The following is a 16587-nucleotide window of genomic DNA, read 5'->3' on the forward strand; positions in this document are numbered from 1 at the left end:
AGCACGCCGTGGCCGACCCCGAACCACGGGACCGGATCTGGAACGTTCGGTAACTGCGACGCTACGATCACGACGACGGCGATGGGACTCACCCGCAGTACGACTGAACAGGCGAGATGGGCTTCCGCAGCATTCGTTTCTCGGCGGAACGTCGACCACGGGTCAATGTAGGGATGACGCATGCAGGGTCGCGGACGATCAGCGCCACATCGCGGCGAGATAACCGGCTACCTGTTGAAGCTGATCCGGGAATCCATCCCGCTCACGCAGGAGCAGCTCGCCGTCGAGTTGGAGGTCGATCGCGTGACCGTGCAGAGCTGGGAATCCGGGCGAAGACCATTAACCGCGGTACCGCTCGGACAGGCGATCACCGTCCGAGGCAGGCTCGGACGGCTCGGCGCGAACACACTCCTCCTCGCCGCGCTCGACGATGCCGCCGAGGCGGATCTCATCCTCGCCGCAGTCCTCAACGAACACGTGGACCGCTGCGACATCGCCGAAACGCCGCTGGGCTGGTCCGTACTCACCCACCGTTTGACCGACCTGATCCTCTGGGCCGTCCTCCGGCAGCCACCGACAATCACCAGAGGACTACCTCTCGCCCATCCCCGCCGAGGTCCAGTCGCGTCCGGGCCCACCCTGCCCGTCGACCAGCAACGCGCGTTCTTCGCTCACCTTCACCTACTCGCCGAACGCGCCGCCGCCGGACGGCACCCGAACGTGCTGCTACACCGGCAAGCCTGCTTCCTCGCCGGCATGGACCCCACCAAGGCAGCAGCAGGCTGGCTCACCCAGACCACCACGCGCGCACACCGCAAGACGACCTTTCGCACCTGGTCACCGCTGTGGCCAGAGGCCCGCTCCGTCGTCACGTCCCTCGCCAACCAGGGTGACCCGGAGCCGTTGCGCGACTTCATCGCTCGGGCGCATCCCGACGACGCCTGCGAGCGAGCGGCCCTCAACTACTCGGCCTACTGGGTAGGCGAGGTCCCGTACCGCCACCGCGACGACTCCTTCATGCCCCAACCGCTCGCGGACTGGCACGGCTCCACCCTTCTTCGGCACCTGGTTCATCGCCTCGAACCAGCGCATCCCTTCGTGGATCTCAACATCCACAACATCTGGGCTCTGCTGATGGCACGGCGCGGAATCGCTCTCCACAACCCCGCCGCGACTCGGGCGCTCCTCGACCGCAGCGTCCCGCTCCTGGACGGTGACCGGATCTCCGCGCAGTCACGGCAGGAACTAACCTCAATCGTCTATCGCCTGCGGGCGGACGGACTCACCGGCACAGGGACGGGCAGATGACCGACGACCACGACGCCGCCGCAGCGATGAACTTCATCTTCGAAGCCGGCGTCCTCAAACGCGCAGCCCGCACCGGCTGGTGGTTCGCCGGCGTCAAGCAACCCGAGTCCATAGCCGAACACTCGTTCCGAACCGCGCTCATCGGAATGATGCTCGCCGCCATGGAGGGCGCTGACCCAGCCCGCGTGTCAATGCTCTGCACCCTGCACGACACCCAGGAAACCCGAATCACCGACATCCCCCACATCGCCAAGCGCTATCTCACCGCCGTACCCAACACCGCCGTCACCGCCGACCAGGTCGCCGCCTGCCCACCGGCCGTCGCCGACGTCATCACTGCCGCGGTCGCCGAATACGAAGCCGGCGAGACACTCGAGGCTGTCGTCGCCCGCGACGCCGACAAGTTGGAATGCCTCGTCCAAGCCGTCGAGTACCGGCACCAGGGCATCGACAACGTGCAGCGCTGGATCGACAGCTCACGAGCGGCACTCAAGACCGCCAGCGCCCACCGCCTTGCCGACGCCGCACTCACCGGACAACCACTCGCCTGGCTCACTCCCCCGCCGCAGCTGTAAGCGTTCAGTACTTGGCATTGCATTAATTCGGCGCGCAATCATCGGCTGCCAAAGCGGACGAGATGCCGCCTGAACTGCTGCTACACCTGCCATCAATGGTCAACGTCGGCTGCCTTCGGTCCGCCTTTGCCGGCCTGGGGACGGCCTGATCTTGGGTCTCCCTTGGACCCCGTGCCAGGGCTACCGCATGTCCCCCAGAACTCGGCGAGGTGGTCGGGTGAGGTTCGCCTCGCTGCACGGCATCTGGATCGATGTCGCAGTGACCTCATGCGGTCTCGTCGGTTGCTGTACTTCGCTGCTGTACTACCGGACTTCCGTCCGAGGTCGACCCACTCCCTACCTGGACTGCCATTGCGCCAGACGACGACGGAATTTGAACCCCATAGACGCCGGCACCGACCAGGCAGACGCCGCGTGACGGGGCCGACCTGGTACGACGGCCGCGGCCGGTCATCTAGGGTGACCGGCCGCTGACGGTGACGCTAGGTGGCCTTCGTTGGGGCGGCTGCGGTAGTAAGCGGTATACCTCAGAGTCATATTTATACCTCTGAGGTATACCGCTCACCAGCACATCGACACGGCGGGCAGCCAGAGCGGGTTGACCGGCGCGCTTCGCCCCAGCCCCGGCCCTAGCCCGTCTTGCGTTGGGACTTACTCGTCTAGAGCTTCGCCGCGCCCGCCTCGGTGGCCTCCTGCACCGCTGAGGTACGACGGACCTCGGCCCGCTCGTCGCCCGCGTCCTCCCGGTCGGCGGCGGACATCCGGGCCGCCCGGTTGGCGCTCGGCGCGGCCTGGTCGCCCGTCACGCCGCCCCGGATGCGGTTGTTCGTCGCCACCTGCGCGGCCGGGTCGTTGCCCGTCACCGTCAACTGGCCGTTGATGATGTTGTCGTCGACGGTGACGCCACCGGTGGTGTTGGTGACGCTGACGTCCGCGCCCCAGTAGCCGCCCGAGGCGCAACTGTCCAGGGTTCCGTTCGGGCCGAGCTGGACGCCGCCGAGGTTGCCGGCGAAGGTGGCCTTGCCCCGGACGGCGCTGCCACACACGACACTGCCGGTGGCGCTGTTGAGCACCGAGAGCGTGCCGTCGACGAACGAGTCGTGCACATCGGTGTAGTACGTGCCGGTGCTGCTGACGTTGCGCGTCACCTGGGTACCCCCGTCGAGGCGTACCTCACCGGCGCCGACGGTGACGTTTCCGCTGATCGTCGACGCCTCGGCGAACAGGAAGCTGTCGATGGTCGCCGAGCCCTTCGGCCGGACGGTCAACGCGCCGGTCCGGGCGTCGGACAGGAAGACGCCGTAGCCCCCGGCGGCCAGCACGACCTGGCCGTCGACGGTCGTCTCGGTGGCGTCGAGGTAGCCGTCGGCGGCGATCCGTACCTCTCCGCTGACCCGCCCGCCGGTGACCACCAGGTTGGCCCCGGCGGCGACGGTGACGTTGCCGGTGATCGTGGTGCCGGTCAGCGCGCAGGACTCGCCGGCCGGGACGAGCAGGTCGTTGGGCACGGTCACCGCGCCGCCGGTGCCGATGCAGTGGGTGACCAGGTCGGCGTGGGCGGTGGGCGCCACGGCGAACACCGAGGCGGCGATGACGGCGCTCACGGTGGCCAGCTTGGCGACGGTACGTCCGGGCATCGTGGTTCTCCCTCTGAATGAGATGCGGGGGCTCATGCGCCGACGTCCGATCGGGCCGCGGCCCGGACGATGGCGCCCTGCTGGCGCTTGCTGAGCGTTCCGGCGGTCACCAGCGCGGTGGTGACCGCCTCGACGTGCCGGACGAAGTCGGCGTGGCCGGGATAGTCGGCGTGTTCGTCGATCAGATCGTTGATGGTGCAGCCGTTCCCGGTGTCGACGTTCGCCACTCCGGTGTCGATGCCGTCGATGACCACCGTGTCCCGCGTGTCGGAGGCGGGGCAGGCGTCGGTGCCGTCGGCCACGACGGTGAACGTCGCCGACTGCTCGGCGGCGGTGTTTCCGGCGGTGTCCGTCGCCCGGTAGCGCAGGGTGTGCGCCCCGACGGCGCGGACGACGACCGGCGCGGTGTACGCGGTCCACGCGCCGCTGTCGAGGGCGTACTCGGTCCGTGCCACGCCCGAGTCGGCGTCGGTGGCCGTGACGGTCACGGTCGCGCCGCCGACGTACGCGCCGTCGCCGTTCCGGTCGCCGGCCACCGTGGCGGTCACGGTGGGTGGGGTGGTGTCCTCGGCCGGCGGCGCGACGACGGTGAAGTGGGCCATCTGCTCGGCCGAGGTGTTGCCGGCGACGTCGGTGGCCCGGTAGTGCAGCATGTGCATCCCGGTGGCGGTCACTACGACGGGACTCGTGTACGCCGTGAAGGCGGCCCCGTCGAGGGCGTACTCGATGGTGGCGACCCCCGACCCGGCGTCGGTGGCGGTCAGCGTGGCGGTGGCCGTACCGATGTAGTTGCCGTCGCCGTCGCGGTCGCCGGTCAGCGCGGCCGTGACCGTCGGCGCGGTGGTGTCCTCCTCGGTCGGCTCGACGACCCGGAACGACACCGAGCCGACGGCGCTGGTGTTGCCGTCCCGGTCGGTGGCGCGGAACTGGACCGAGTGGTCGCCGACCGCGTTCACCTGCACCGGCTCGGTGTACGGCTGGAAGCTGGTGTCGTCGACCTGATATTCGACGGTGTCCACGCCGGAGCCCGCGTCGGTGGCCGTGACGGTCACCGTCGCCGCGCCCACGTAGTTGCCGTCGCCGTCGCGGTCACCGGACACGGCGGCCGTGACGGTCGGTGGCGTGGTGTCGCCCCCTCCCCCGCCGTCGGTGACCACCAGTTCGCCGACCATCTGGCTGTGGCCGGGAATCGAGCAGAAGTAGCGGTAGCGGCCCGGCGTCAGCGTGACGGTCGCCTCGTGGCGGCCGTTGTTGGCGTCGAACGGACTGGCCAGGATGTTGAGGGTGACGTCGTGGTTGTAACCCTCGGTGGACGTGTCGAAGGTCAACGTGTGCGGCATCCCGGTGGTGTTGCCGGTGGCCGCGCTGTTCTCCCAGATGATCGTCGTCGCACCGGCCACCGCGGTGGTGGGGACGGACTTGTAGCGGGTGATGTTGTCGTCGGCGGTCCAGGTGAGCACCTGGTCCGCGGCGGCACGCGGGGCGGCGGAGGCGGGTGGCGCGGCCAACGGCGCGACCGTGAGCAGGACCGCCGCCAGCGCGGCCGTGAGTCGTCGGATCATCGTCTCTCCTAGAGCTCGCGCACGCGGATGTTGCGGAACTCGGTCAGGTCGTTGTCACCGTGGTTCTGCAGGCCGATGAAGCCGCGCAGGAACTGCCGCAGGTCGGTCGGCGGGTCGCCGGCCCGGGAGGACTGCTTGCCCGGCGTGTTGTCGAACTCGTTGATCACTACGCCGTTACGGATCATCGTGTAGTGCTGCCCGACCACCCGGATCTCGTAGTCGTTCCACACGTTCTTCGGGGTGACGCCGGCCTGGGCGAGCGGCACCGGGTCGAAGTTGTAGACCGAGCCGGTCTTCTGCGGCTCGCCGCTCTCGCCGTCGTAGATCTGGATCTCGTGTCCGCAGTAGATCGCCATCCAGGCGGTCGAGGTCCGGGCCGACCCGATGGTGCCGCAGCTGCCTTCTGGCCGCTGCTCCAGCGGCACCCGCAGGTCCGGGAAGCGGATGAAGACACCGGTGTTGGCCCGGTTGGTGCCCGGCGCGATGTCCTTGAACTGCACCTTCAGCGAGAAGTCGCCCAGCTCCCTGGTGTGCCAGAGCATGCCGAGGCCGCCGCTGGAGCGCAGCGCCCCGTCCGGCTGGATGCTGAACGAGCCCGTCGGGGCCTGCTCCCAACCGCGCAGCGACTCGGCGGTGCCGTCGTAGAGCGGCTCGTACCCGGTGCGACCGTCCCGGCCGATGTCGGAGGCGGCGGCCAGGCGGGTGAGCGTGCCCGCCTCGCGGGCGTTGAGCAGGCCGTCGTCCTGCAATCCGCGGGTCACCGCGGTGACGTGCCGGACGAAGGCGTTGTGGTCGGGCCAGGTGCTCTCGTCGTCGACGAGGTCGTTGATCGTGCAGCCCTGCCCGACCGTCCGGCTGGGCACGCCGGTGTCGGTGTCGCCGAGCCAGACCGTGGCCCGGGCGTCGGGCACCGCGCAGCCGACCGTGACGGTGGTCCGCACGATCGCCGTCTCGCCGTCGGCGTACCTGACGGTGAGCTTCGCGGTGTAGGTGCCGACCTTGGCGTACGTGTGTCGGGGGTCCGCCTCGGTCGACGTGGCGCCGTCGCCGAACTCCCACCGGTGGCTCACGCCGCCGGACTTCGAGCCGGTGAAGGCGATCGTCAGCGGCTTGTTCTGCACGGCCACCGAGGTCGCCGCGGGCGCCGGGGTGGGTGCGCCACCGGTGTAGGTGACCCGGATCAGCTTCTGGTTGGGGTGCAGGCTGAAGAACCCGCCTCCGTAGTCGAGCAGGTAGAGCGCGCCGTCCGGGCCGAACTTGGCGTCCATCCAGCTCTGCAACCGGTTGTCGCCGTTGCCGCTGGGAATGATGGCCCGCAGCGACTCGGCGTACACCGGCGGGGCGGCCTGCGGCACGCCGGCCTCGTCGACGGTGACCGCGACCCGGTTGACCGGGTTCGACTGGTCGCCGATGAGCCACTTGCCGTCCCAGTGCTCCGGCCACGCGACGCCGCTGTCGGTGTCGACGAGGCTGCGGTGGTAGGTGGGGCCGGACATGATGGCCTGCCCGCCGCCGCGCAGGTACGGCTGCGTGTAGGTGGCGTCGGCCGCGACGTAGGTCGGGAGGCCACTGCCGTCGGTCCGCTTCGGGAAGACCGGGCCGCCGCCGTCCGGCGAGTACCAGATCATGTTGTCCCGGGCCGCCGGGATGTCCTCAAGCCCGGTGTTGCGCGGCGAGGTGTTCTTCAGGTTGTCGCAGTCGTACCAGCCGGTCAGCACGCTGGCGTCGGTGTTGCTGCGGTCCCGGTACGGCTGCCGGTTACCCATGCAGTACGGCCAGCCCTGGTTGCCGGCCGAGGTGATGATGGTGGCCGTCTCGTACTTCGCCGGACCGAGGGTCGGGCTGGGCGATGAGGCGTCCGGGCCGACCCAGCCGGCGGTCAGCCACTGGTGCACCGGGTCGATCTGGAGGCGGGCGATGTTGCGCACGCCCATGACGTAGATCTCCGGCTGGGTCTTCTCCGTGCCCGGCGGGAAGAGGTTGCCCGGCGGGATGGTGTACGTGCCGTCCGCCTCCGGGTGGATCCGGATGATCTTTCCGGCGAGGTCGTTGGTGTTGCCCGACGTACGGCGGGCGTCCTGGAACGAGGTCCCCTGGTACTCCTCGGTCCAGTTGTTGCCGGAGTAGCCCTGCGACCCCTCGGAGGAGTTGTTGTCGCCGGAGCCGACGTAGAGGTTGCCCTTGGCGTCGAACGCCATGCCGCCACCCGCGTGGCAGCAGCTGTGGATCTGCACCGGGAACCGCAACAGGTCCTTGCGGGTGCCCTGGTCGATCGTCTGGGTCGTCCGGTCGTAGGTGAAGCGGGAGATGGTGCGCTGCCCGACCCGCTTGACCCGGTCGATCGACTCGTGTGGCATCCAGTAGACGTAGAGCCAGCCGTTCTCGGCGAACGTCGGATCGGGCACGATGCCGAGCAGACCCTCCTCGTTCTTCACCAACTCCGAGCCACTGCCCCGGTTGCCCATCACCTCCAGGGTGGTGAGCAGTTTGACCTGCTTGCTGCGCGGGTCGTAGGAGTGGATGGTGCCGCAGCCCTTGCCGACGTTCGGGTCGTTCCAGTCCGCGATCGGGCCGCTCGGGCAGGCCGCCTTGCCGACGTAGAAGACGGTGCCGTCCGGGGCGATGGTGAGCCCGTGCGGCTCGCCGATCTGGTCGAGCTGCCCGGTCTGGTTCGCGGCGGTCAGCCGCTCGACCTTGTAGTTCGCGGCGATCGTCGCCTGGCAGTCACCGCGTACGCGACCGGTGGTCCAGTTCAGCGCCCCGGTCAGGTGCGCCCGGAACGCCTCCTCGCCGTAGCTGCCCTCGGTGTGGCCCATGCCGGTGTAGAACGACCGCCCGCCGTCGTAGTCCCGGCACCAGGACACCGGGTGGAACGGGCCGTTCGCGCCCGGACCCGGGTCGTAGTGCCGTTCCTCGACCTGGGCGAGGGTGTGCACCGCGCCGATCGGGTTCGTCTCCCAGTTGTCCCAGCGGTCCGACCGGGTGAGGGTCAGCGGCAGCGACGCGGTGGCCGGGTGCTTGCGGTCCAGAATGTCGACCACCGCCCGGTTCACCGGGGTCGGCGGCGGCGCGGTGGCCGTGCCGGTGAACAGACGCAGGTCGGCGAGCTGGATCAGCGGCTCACCGCTGTTGGCGGTGATGTTCAGCCGGTATCGGCTGAACTCCTGCGGCGAGGCGATGTCGAACCGCCGGGTCTGGAACCGTTCGGCGAACGTCTGGTTGGTGCGCCGGTCCAGATCGGTCCAGCTCTGGCCGTCCGTGGAGCCCTGGAGGGTCCAGTCCTTCGGGTCCCGTCCGACGAAGTCGTTTGCCGACGTCAGCGCGTACCCGGTGATCCTCTTCGGCGCGGCCAGCTCGTAGGTCACCCAGGCTGTGGGCGTGCGGACCAGCCATTTCGTGTTGGCGTCGCCGTCGGTCAGCTTCTCCTTGGTCTCGGTGGGCGGGTTCTCGCCGCTGGCGGTCACCCGGGCCACCGGCTCGGCCACCGGGATCGCGCCGGCCGGGCGGGCGCCGATCAGGCCGGTGAACCAGGTCGAGTCGACCTGCGCGCGGGCGGCGTCGGCGATTCCGACGAAGCCGCCGCCGGCCTTCATGTAGGCCTGGAGCGCCAACTCCTGGTCGCGGTTGAGCGCGGCGCCCGTCGCGGAGAGGAACACCACGCTCCGGTACGCGGACAGCTTGGTCGGAGTGAACACACCCGGGTCCGTGGTGGCCATGACATCGATGTCATGACTGGCCGCAAGTTGTCGGATGGTGTCCACCGCGCGCGCCACCGGGTCCTGCTGCTCGGCCACCGGCCCGTGGAACACGAGCACGGCCGTGCCGCTCTGCTGCGCCGGCGCTGGTGCCGCGGTCTCCGCTCGCGGCGCGGCTGCCGCCGCCGATGCCGTGGTCGTGGCCGGGATCAGCGTGGCGAAGGCCGCTATCGCGGCGAGGGTTCGTCGTAGGTCTCTTGTCATCCCCGTCCCCACCTTTCGGTCAGCTTCCGTGCGTGTGGGTGTGGCCCTGGAACCGGTGGATCGCCTCCTCGGCGCCGGGGGGCATGCTGCCGTCGGCGTTGCGCACCAGGAAGATCCCGGCCATGCCGCCGTCGGAGTGGTTCTGCACGTGGCAGTGGTACATCCACGCGCCGGGCCCGACGCCCTCCCCGGCCAGCACCTGGAACCCGAACGAGCTGCCCGGGTTGAGGTCCTTGTTGTCGACGACCAGGCTCGGATCGGCCGGCCCTTCGAGCATCCCGGTGCGGTTGTCCGCCCAGCGGTGGGCGTGCAGGTGGAAGGTGTGGAACAGGTTGCCGTGCCCGATGGCGAGCCACTCCACCCGCTGGCCCAGGTTCGCTTCGAACATGGGCGTGTTCGGTGCCATCCGGTTGTTGATCGTCATGTCGTGGAACACGACCGTGAACTGCTTCTCCGGCAGGATGTCGCCCCGACGCCGGACGATCAGCGCGCCGTACAGTCCCTTCGCGACGCCGGCGGTGCCGTGGTCGGTGCCCATGGCGTGGTCGTGGTAGTGCCAGTAGCCGGCGCTGCCGGGCATGTACCGGCGACCCGACGCGGCCACCATCTCGTGCGAGCGCCACACGTACGTCCGTGTCTCGCCGGGGTTGTTGAAGGAGTCGTTGAACGGACTACCGTCCGAGTCGGTGCTGTAGTCCACGCCGTGCGGGTGGATGGACAGCCGCTGGTCGGTGGTGTTGACCAGGGTGATCTCCAGGGTGTCACCCTCGTAGATCTCCAGCACCGGCCCGGGCACGGTGGCCTGGCCGGGTGCGAGGCCGTAGCCGTACAGTCCGCCGGGCAACTGCTCGGCGTAGATGGTGACCTTTCTGGTCACTCCGGCGGCGGCCTGCGCGGGGCTGCCTCCGAAGGCGCTCCCGAGCGTGGGGGCGGACGCGCCCAACGCTCCGGCGGCGAGCGCCCCGGTGGCGATCAGTGATCGACGGGACAGGTGGCGGTGGGAGCCAACGGCGTGATCGTCCATGGGTCTCCGTTCCCGACCGGGCGAAGACGCGACGAGCGCAGGGTGCATCGACCGCCGAGCACGAGGCGGCAGCACGACTGGGGTGAGGATCGTCGCGGACTTCGCTCGGAAGACTCAGAACTTTCGATGGATGAACCCAACTTATGTAATCCATCGACGAAAGTACAGGGTCTGATTGCAGGAAGATTACCGCGACATCACAACGGCCATCGATCGGCCGGCGCTGGTGGTGTCAGAGACCGTGGCGATCGTCGACCGGCAGGCTGGGGGTCTCCAGCGGCGCGGGCGACTGCTCGGGCTGGCCGAGCCGGGCGTGCGTCGGGTCGAGGACGCGGGAGAGGAACGCGCGGGTCCGTTCGTGCTTCGGCGCGCCCAGCACCTCCTGCGGCGGCCCCTGCTCGACGACGACGCCACCGTCCATGAACACGACCCGGTCGGCGACGTCCCGGGCGAACGCCATCTCGTGGGTGACCACCATCATCGTCATGCCGTCCTCGGCGAGCCCGCGCATGACCGTGAGCACGTCACCGACCAACTCCGGGTCGAGCGCCGAGGTCGGCTCGTCGAAGAGCATCAGCTTCGGGTCCATCGAGAGCGACCGGGCGATCGCGACCCGCTGCTGCTGCCCGCCGGAGAGCTGCGCGGGGAACGCGTCGGCCTTGTCGGTGAGGCCGACCCGCTCCAGGTTGGCCCGCGCGATCCGTTCGGCCTCGGCGCGGGAGCGGCGCAGCACCTTGCGCTGCGCGACGGTGAGGTTGCGGAGCACGGTCAGGTGCGGGAACAGGTTGAACGACTGGAACACCATGCCGATGCCCCGGCGGACCGCGTCGATCTCGACGTCCGGGTCGGTCATCTCCACGCCGTTCACCCAGATCGTGCCGGCGGTGGGTTCTTCCAACAGGTCGACACAGCGCAGCAGGGTCGACTTTCCGGAGCCGGACGGCCCGATCACGCAGACGACCTCGCCCTGGCCGACCTCGAAGTCGATGCCCCTGAGCACCTCGATCGGCCCGAACGACTTGTGCAGGTCACGGATCTCGACGGCGGGACGGGAGGGGTTGGTCGTCATGCGGGTCACCGGGCCTTGGCGTAGCGGAGTTCGAGGCGGCGTACCACCTGGGACAGCGGCAGGGTGATGACCAGATAGGCGAGGCCGGCCACCAGCAGCGGGGTGGCGTTCACCCGGTCGTTGAGCATGTCCCGGCCGAACTTGGTGACCTCGATGGTCTGAGCCGTCACGCCCAGCACGTACGCCAGCGACGAGTCCTTGGTGAGCAGGATGAGCTCGTTCGTCAGCGGCGGGATGACGATCCGGAACGCCTGCGGGATGACGATCGTGCGCATGGCGGTGAAGTGCGACATGCCGAGGGTGCGGGCCGCCTCCATCTGCCCCTTCGGCACCGCCTGAATGCCGGCGCGGATGGTCTCGGCCATGTACGCGGCGGCGGTCAACCCCAGACCGATCGCGATCGAGCCGAACACGCCGCCGGGGATCTGCCGCTCCGGAAAGGCGATGGGGATGCCGTACCCGACGAGGAAGAGCACCAGCAGCGCCGGCAGCCCCCGGAACAGCTCGATGTACGCGGTCGCCAGCCAGCGGTACGGCGCCACCCGGGACAACCGCATGAGCGCGAGGACGGTGCCGAACACGAGGCCGAAGGCGAACGCGCCCAACGTGTAGAGGATCGTGTTGCGCAGCGCCACGGTGATGATCGTCGGGAACATCGACTCGATGATGTCGACGCGGAAGAACGCGTCCTTGAGCCTGCCCCAGTCCGCGGCGAGGAGCACCGCGGCGATGATCGCGACGAAGACCAGGTACTGGATACCGAGGGACAGTCGTTCCCGCTGGCGGCGGCGCAGCTTCACGTTGGCTCGTTGCCTTCCCGGATTGTGCCGACGGGGTAGGGCACGCGGTCCGCGCACCCTACCCCTTTGGAGCGTCGATCAGGCGTTCGGGCGCTTGCCGATCCACTTGGAGTAGATCGTGTCGTACGAGCCGTCCTGCTTGGCCTTGGCCAGCGTCTCGTTGATCTTCTTGAGCAGTTCCGGGTTGCCGTCCTTCTTCACCGAGAACCCGTACTGCTCGCCCGTGTCGAACTCGGCGGTCACCTCGAACCCACCCGGGTTCTTGCGCAGGTACTCGGTCCACACCGGCAGGTCGTTGACGGCGGCCTCGACCTGACCGTTCGCGACGGCCTGCTGGAGGGCGGCGAGATCCTCGAACTCGACGAGCTGGAGGCCCTTCTCCTTCTCGAACTTGCGGGCGTAGTCGCGGCCGGTGGTGGCCGCCTGCACGCCGAGCTTCTTGCCCCGCAGGTCGTCGAGCGACTTGTACGGCTTCCCGGTCTTGACCAGCATCGCCTGCGTCGCGTCGAAGTACGGGTCGGAGAAGTTCATCACCTTCTGCCGCTCGGCGGTGATGGTCATGCCGGCGGCGGCCGCGTCGCACTTGCCGGTGTTCAGGTCCTGGCCGGACTTGATGCCCTCGAAGGGCGTGTCGATGATCGTCTGCTCGACGCCCAACTCCTTGGCCACGAGGTCCATCACGTCGACGTCGAACCCGGTGACCTTGCCGCTGGCGTCCTTGGACTGGAACGGCGGGTACGGCAGGTGGGTGCAGACGGTCAGCTTGCCGGCCTCGACCAGCTTGACCCCGCTGGCCTGGACCTCGCTGTCGTCCTTCTTGGCACATCCCGCGGTCACCGCCAGAGCGGCGATCGCCACGACGAGGCCAGCCTGACGGACTGCGCTACGGACCCTCACGAGTGTGTCCCTCCGGTTCGGCTCCCCGTTGTGCGGGCAGCCAGGTTGGTGCGAAGACGGTGTGACAGGGGACGGTACCTGATTCGACGAACGGTAACTCAGGTCACGCGTTGTAGTCGCAGTGCTGCGGCGACCATCACAGTCCGTGAACGGGACAGTCGGCCACGAAGGGGACGGCGAACGGGACCAGGCCCACCCGTTCGCCCTGGCGGACCGCCGTACGCTGCTGCCGATCCGCCGCCACGACCGGCATTTGAGTATCCGTACCACCCCGAAGGAGTAGGCCACGGTCCCGAGCGCCGCTGCGCCGCCGCAGAAGCTGATAGACGATCAGTGGTACCGCCGTCACCGCAGGGCAGATCAACCCGGATGGGAGGGCAGGACCTGAGGATGGACACCTACCCCACGACACCTCAGATGGCCTTCGCGCAGTTCGTCCGCCAGGCCGTCGACGACGCCCGTGAGGAACACGGTTGGACCGTCGGCGACATCGCCCACCACACCGGCGTGAGCCGCTCGACGCTGTTCCGCTGGCTCGCCGGAGACTGGCAGCGCTACCCCGAGCTGGCAAAGGTGCGTAGCCTCTGCGCCACCCTCGACCTCTCCATCGCCGCCGCGATCCGGCCTCTCGCGATGCCGAACGCGGCCGTGACGCCCCGGGCCCTGGCGGAGGTCGAGACGGACATGGGCACCATCCGCCGACGGTTGCTGGACGACACCGTCTCGGCCGCGGACAAGCGCCAGATCCGCGATCTGCTCCGCCGCCTCGCCGGCCGGGACCTTCCGGTCGAGGCGGCGTCATCGACCGGCACCGGGATCACCCGCCGGCCCCGTCGCGGGTGGGACCATCGCGCCGGTGAGCCGAGCGCGCGGACGCCGTAGGGCCCCCGCCGACGTCAGGTGTCGGCGCGTCCCTGCCGGCGGGAGCCGCCGTCGGGGCGGCGGGACCCGATCCGGGGTGCCCGCACCACCGGCGAGCTGCCGGCGCCGGGCCGATGATCGCGCGCCGCGGCGGCCACCATGTCGTCGGGGTCGTTCTCGAGCGCCTTCCGCACACGCGACGGGATGAGCTCGGACGTGGCCATGGCCAGGCGTACCTGCACGGCACGGTCGTCGACCAGAACCGCCAGATCCGCCTCGTCCAACTCCAACGCGCGGACCAGGGCCGCCCGCACGTCCACCGCCGGGTCCCTGGCCAGGGCGCTGCGCTGCGCGGCGGTGGTCCGCGGGTTACGGGCGAGCCCCTTGCGCACGCGGACGGTGCGGTCGGCCAACAGGGCGACGATGACCTCGGGGTCGTGGGTGTGGGTGGCGAGCCGTTCGCGTACCTCGGGTGAGGCGTCCTCGACCAGCTCGGCGGCGAGGTGGGGCTCCAACTCGCGGGTCTCGGCGAGCAGGCCCCGCAGCTCCTTGTCGGGCGCGGCGACCATCACCCGGCGGACCGACTCGTCGCAGGCCGGGTTGCCGGCGACGGCCCATCGGACCCACCGGTCGGCGTCCTTGACGAGACGCAGGAGGTTGCCGATCGACGTGGCGGGATTGCGCGCCACCGCCTCCCGGACCTGACGATCGTGATCGCGGGTCAACGTCCGCAGAGCCTGCGCGGGCGCGTCCGGCCGCGCCGCGACCGCCTTGCGCACCGTGACCGACGCGTCCGACGCCAGGTCGATGAGGGTCATCTGTGGCGTTGCGGGGTCCTGTGCGAGGGCGAGTCGCGCGTCCGCCCCGCCGTCGGTCGGACGGTCGGCCGTGGTTCCCGACCCGCTGTGCCGGTCGGCCCCGCCGACGTGCTGCTGCTTGCCCATGGGCGCAATCATGGCACGGGTCGACCGGGGCGCCGCGCGGCAAGCCTGGACGCCGTCCCTGGTCCGGCGGCCCGCCGACCTCAGTGCTGACGCGGGGCCACCAGCCCGGACTCGTACGCGACGACGACCAGTTGGGCGCGGTCGCGGGCGTGCAGCTTGGCCATGGCCCGGTTGATGTGGGTCTTGGCGGTCAGCGGGCTGATCACCATTCGTGCCGCGACCTCGTCGTTCGACAGGCCCTGGGCGACCAGGACGACGGCCTCGCGTTCCCGGCTGGTCAGCTCCCGCAGCCCGGTCGGTACCCGCAGGTGCTGCGGTTCGGCGACGTACCGGTCGATGAGGCGGCGGGTGATCGACGGCGCGAGCAGCGCGTCCCCCCGGGCGGCGACGCGTACGGCGTGCAGGAAGTCCTCCGGCTCGATGTCCTTCACGAGGAAACCGGCGGCGCCGGCGCGGAGCGCGTGGAAGACGTGCTCGTCGAGGCCGTAGTTGGTCAGGATGACGACGTGCACGCAGGCCAGCGCGGGGTCCGCGGCGATGAGCCGGGTCGCCTCGATACCGTCCAGCACCGGCATCTGGATGTCGATGAGCGCGATGTCGGGCAGGTGACGTCGGGCGAGGGCGACCCCTTGGAGACCGTCGGCCGCCTCGGCCACCACCTCGATGTCGTCCTCGATGTCCAGGAGCGCGCGGAAGCCGCTGCGCAGCAGCGCCTGGTCGTCGACCAGCAGGACGCGGATCACGCGGACGGCCCGACGGGAAGTTCGGCGTGGACGGTGAAGCCGCCCTCGTCGCGGGGGGCCGCGTGCAGGCGACCGCCCAGGGCGGTGACCCGTTCGCGCATCCCGAGCAGCCCGACGCCGGGCGCCGGGGCGGCGGCCGGCGTCGCGGCGCCGTCGTCGTCGACCCGGATCGCGAGGGCGTCCGGACGGTAGTCGACGTGGACCGACGCGCTGGCCGCGGCGGCGTGCCGGGCGACGTTGGTGAGGGACTCCTGGACGATGCGGTAGGCGGTCCGGTCCACGGCCACCGGCACGGCCTGTCGCCGCCCCTGCACCGTCAACGTCGCGTCCAGCCCGGCCAGCCGAGCCCGCTGGACCAGCTCCGGCAGGTGGTCGATGCCACGCGGCGGGTTCCGGCTGTCGTCCCGCAGCGCCTCCAGGGTCGCGCGCAGCTCGCGGCTGGCCTCCCGGCCGGCCTCCCGGATCGCCAGCACCGCCTCCGGCACCGCCTCGCCACGCCGACGGGCCAGGTGGACGGCCACCTCCGCCTGCACCTTGATGATCGAGATCTGGTGGGTCAGCGAGTCGTGCAGCTCCCGCGCGATGTGCAGCCGCTCCTCGTCGGCCCGTCGGCGCGCGGTCTCCTCCCGGGTACGCTCGGCCTCGTCGGCCCGCCGCTCGGCCTGCCGCAACGCCTCCCCCGCCGCGCCGGCGGCGATCAACCACGCCACCTCCAGCGCCCCCCGGGCCCGCGCGAGCGCGTCGCCCAGCGGCAGGTCCTGGGGTGGGGCGAGCGCGGTGAGCGGCAACGCGACGAGCATCAGCACGGCGGCGACGACCGTGACGACGCGGTGACCCGCCCGCACACCGGTGTACACCGCGAACAGGAAGGCCACGGCCGGCACGTCGAAACCGACCGCCTGATAGCCCACCGCGCACAGCCCGGTGACGGCCAGGACGGCGACCGGCGCGCGGCGACGCGCCGCCAACGCCAGACCACCGGCGGCCAGCAGCGCGTAGCCCAGCAGGTCGGCGTCGATCGTGGACCGGTCCGCGGACCGCCCGGCGACCAGCAGCACCGCGGCCACGCCGACGGCGATGACCCAGTCCCGGACACCGGCACGCCCTGTGCTCATGGGCGCACCCTAGCCCGAGGTACGCCCCGGGCGACTCCTGCGCGCGAACGACCGGCGACTACCGCGTCCGCGGTACTCGGGCGACATCTGCCC

13 protein-coding genes and 1 pseudogene are annotated in these 16587 nt (G+C 70.2%); 4 read left to right on the forward strand and 10 right to left on the reverse strand.

What is annotated here, in order from left to right:
• Nucleotides 1-180: 180 nt before the first annotated feature.
• Both ABZ272_RS12915 and ABZ272_RS12920 read left to right on the forward strand, forming a co-directional pair.
• Entirely contained in the window at nt 181-1308 is a 1128-nt protein-coding gene (locus tag ABZ272_RS12915; protein ID WP_355050109.1) for a helix-turn-helix transcriptional regulator, read from the forward strand.
• Nucleotides 1305-1883 (forward strand): HD domain-containing protein, encoded by a 579-nt coding sequence (locus tag ABZ272_RS12920; RefSeq protein WP_355050110.1) that lies wholly within the window; start codon nt 1305-1307, stop codon nt 1881-1883. Before ABZ272_RS12915 ends, ABZ272_RS12920 begins: the two co-directional genes overlap by 4 nt.
• Nucleotides 1884-2542: 659 nt before the next feature.
• Here the strand turns inward: ABZ272_RS12920 and ABZ272_RS12925 are convergent.
• From ABZ272_RS12925 to ABZ272_RS12955, 7 genes are all read right to left on the reverse strand, one after another.
• The gene (locus ABZ272_RS12925) at nt 2543-3520 is read right to left on the reverse strand and encodes a hypothetical protein (protein WP_355050111.1); all 978 of its coding nucleotides are present in this window, start codon (nt 3518-3520) and stop codon (nt 2543-2545) included.
• Between the two features lie 32 nt (nt 3521-3552).
• Complete coding sequence (locus ABZ272_RS12930) at nt 3553-5082, reverse strand: plastocyanin/azurin family copper-binding protein (RefSeq protein ID WP_355050112.1); 1530 nt, start codon at nt 5080-5082, stop codon at nt 3553-3555.
• Nucleotides 5083-5090: 8 nt separating this feature from the next.
• Complete coding sequence (locus ABZ272_RS12935) at nt 5091-9041, reverse strand: ThuA domain-containing protein (RefSeq protein WP_355050113.1); 3951 nt, start codon at nt 9039-9041, stop codon at nt 5091-5093.
• 19 nt (nt 9042-9060) lie between these two features.
• The gene (locus ABZ272_RS12940) at nt 9061-10065 is read right to left on the reverse strand and encodes a multicopper oxidase domain-containing protein (protein ID WP_355050114.1); all 1005 of its coding nucleotides are present in this window, start codon (nt 10063-10065) and stop codon (nt 9061-9063) included.
• A gap of 232 nt (nt 10066-10297) precedes the next feature.
• On the reverse strand, nt 10298-11134 hold the full coding sequence (locus ABZ272_RS12945; RefSeq protein ID WP_355050115.1) for an amino acid ABC transporter ATP-binding protein: 837 nt from the start codon (nt 11132-11134) through the stop codon (nt 10298-10300).
• A 5-nt stretch (nt 11135-11139) separates the two neighbouring features.
• Nucleotides 11140-11934 (reverse strand): amino acid ABC transporter permease, encoded by a 795-nt coding sequence (locus ABZ272_RS12950; RefSeq protein ID WP_355050116.1) that lies wholly within the window; start codon nt 11932-11934, stop codon nt 11140-11142.
• A gap of 78 nt (nt 11935-12012) precedes the next feature.
• Complete coding sequence (locus ABZ272_RS12955) at nt 12013-12792, reverse strand: basic amino acid ABC transporter substrate-binding protein (RefSeq protein ID WP_355050117.1); 780 nt, start codon at nt 12790-12792, stop codon at nt 12013-12015.
• 184 nt (nt 12793-12976) lie between these two features.
• Here ABZ272_RS12955 and ABZ272_RS12960 point away from each other — a divergent pair, with 184 nt between their 5' ends.
• Nucleotides 12977-13114: a hypothetical protein gene (locus tag ABZ272_RS12960; RefSeq protein ID WP_355050118.1), complete on the forward strand. Its 138-nt coding sequence runs from the start codon at nt 12977-12979 to the stop codon at nt 13112-13114.
• Between the two features lie 107 nt (nt 13115-13221).
• Nucleotides 13222-13608: pseudogene (locus tag ABZ272_RS12965) on the forward strand (helix-turn-helix transcriptional regulator); the annotation flags it as partial.
• A 119-nt stretch (nt 13609-13727) separates the two neighbouring features.
• On the opposite strand, the gene ABZ272_RS12970 reads toward ABZ272_RS12965, so the two are convergent.
• From ABZ272_RS12970 to ABZ272_RS12980, 3 genes are all read right to left on the reverse strand, one after another.
• Nucleotides 13728-14636, reverse strand: a complete 909-nt coding sequence (locus tag ABZ272_RS12970; RefSeq protein WP_355050119.1) for a hypothetical protein — start codon at nt 14634-14636, stop codon at nt 13728-13730.
• Nucleotides 14637-14716: 80 nt separating this feature from the next.
• Nucleotides 14717-15379, reverse strand: coding sequence for a response regulator transcription factor (locus ABZ272_RS12975; RefSeq protein WP_355050120.1), 663 nt, complete (start codon nt 15377-15379; stop codon nt 14717-14719).
• Entirely contained in the window at nt 15376-16494 is a 1119-nt protein-coding gene (locus tag ABZ272_RS12980; protein ID WP_355050121.1) for a histidine kinase, read from the reverse strand. Before ABZ272_RS12980 ends, ABZ272_RS12975 begins: the two co-directional genes overlap by 4 nt.
• Nucleotides 16495-16587: the final 93 nt, after the last annotated feature.

Source organism: Micromonospora sp. NPDC005979, assembly GCF_040614415.1.
Classification (GTDB): domain Bacteria; phylum Actinomycetota; class Actinomycetes; order Mycobacteriales; family Micromonosporaceae; genus Micromonospora.

Coding starts and splice junctions, on each gene's coding strand:
- ABZ272_RS12980 (WP_355050121.1), bottom strand. CDS start 16,494: ATGAGCACAGGGCGTGCCGGTGTCCGGGACTGGGTCATCGCCGTCGGC.
- ABZ272_RS12970 (WP_355050119.1), bottom strand. CDS start 14,636: ATGGGCAAGCAGCAGCACGTCGGCGGGGCCGACCGGCACAGCGGGTCG.
- ABZ272_RS12935 (WP_355050113.1), bottom strand. CDS start 9,041: ATGACAAGAGACCTACGACGAACCCTCGCCGCGATAGCGGCCTTCGCC.
- ABZ272_RS12940 (WP_355050114.1), bottom strand. CDS start 10,065: ATGGACGATCACGCCGTTGGCTCCCACCGCCACCTGTCCCGTCGATCA.
- ABZ272_RS12915 (WP_355050109.1), top strand. CDS start 181: ATGCAGGGTCGCGGACGATCAGCGCCACATCGCGGCGAGATAACCGGC.
- ABZ272_RS12925 (WP_355050111.1), bottom strand. CDS start 3,520: ATGCCCGGACGTACCGTCGCCAAGCTGGCCACCGTGAGCGCCGTCATC.
- ABZ272_RS12930 (WP_355050112.1), bottom strand. CDS start 5,082: ATGATCCGACGACTCACGGCCGCGCTGGCGGCGGTCCTGCTCACGGTC.
- ABZ272_RS12945 (WP_355050115.1), bottom strand. CDS start 11,134: ATGACGACCAACCCCTCCCGTCCCGCCGTCGAGATCCGTGACCTGCAC.
- ABZ272_RS12920 (WP_355050110.1), top strand. CDS start 1,305: ATGACCGACGACCACGACGCCGCCGCAGCGATGAACTTCATCTTCGAA.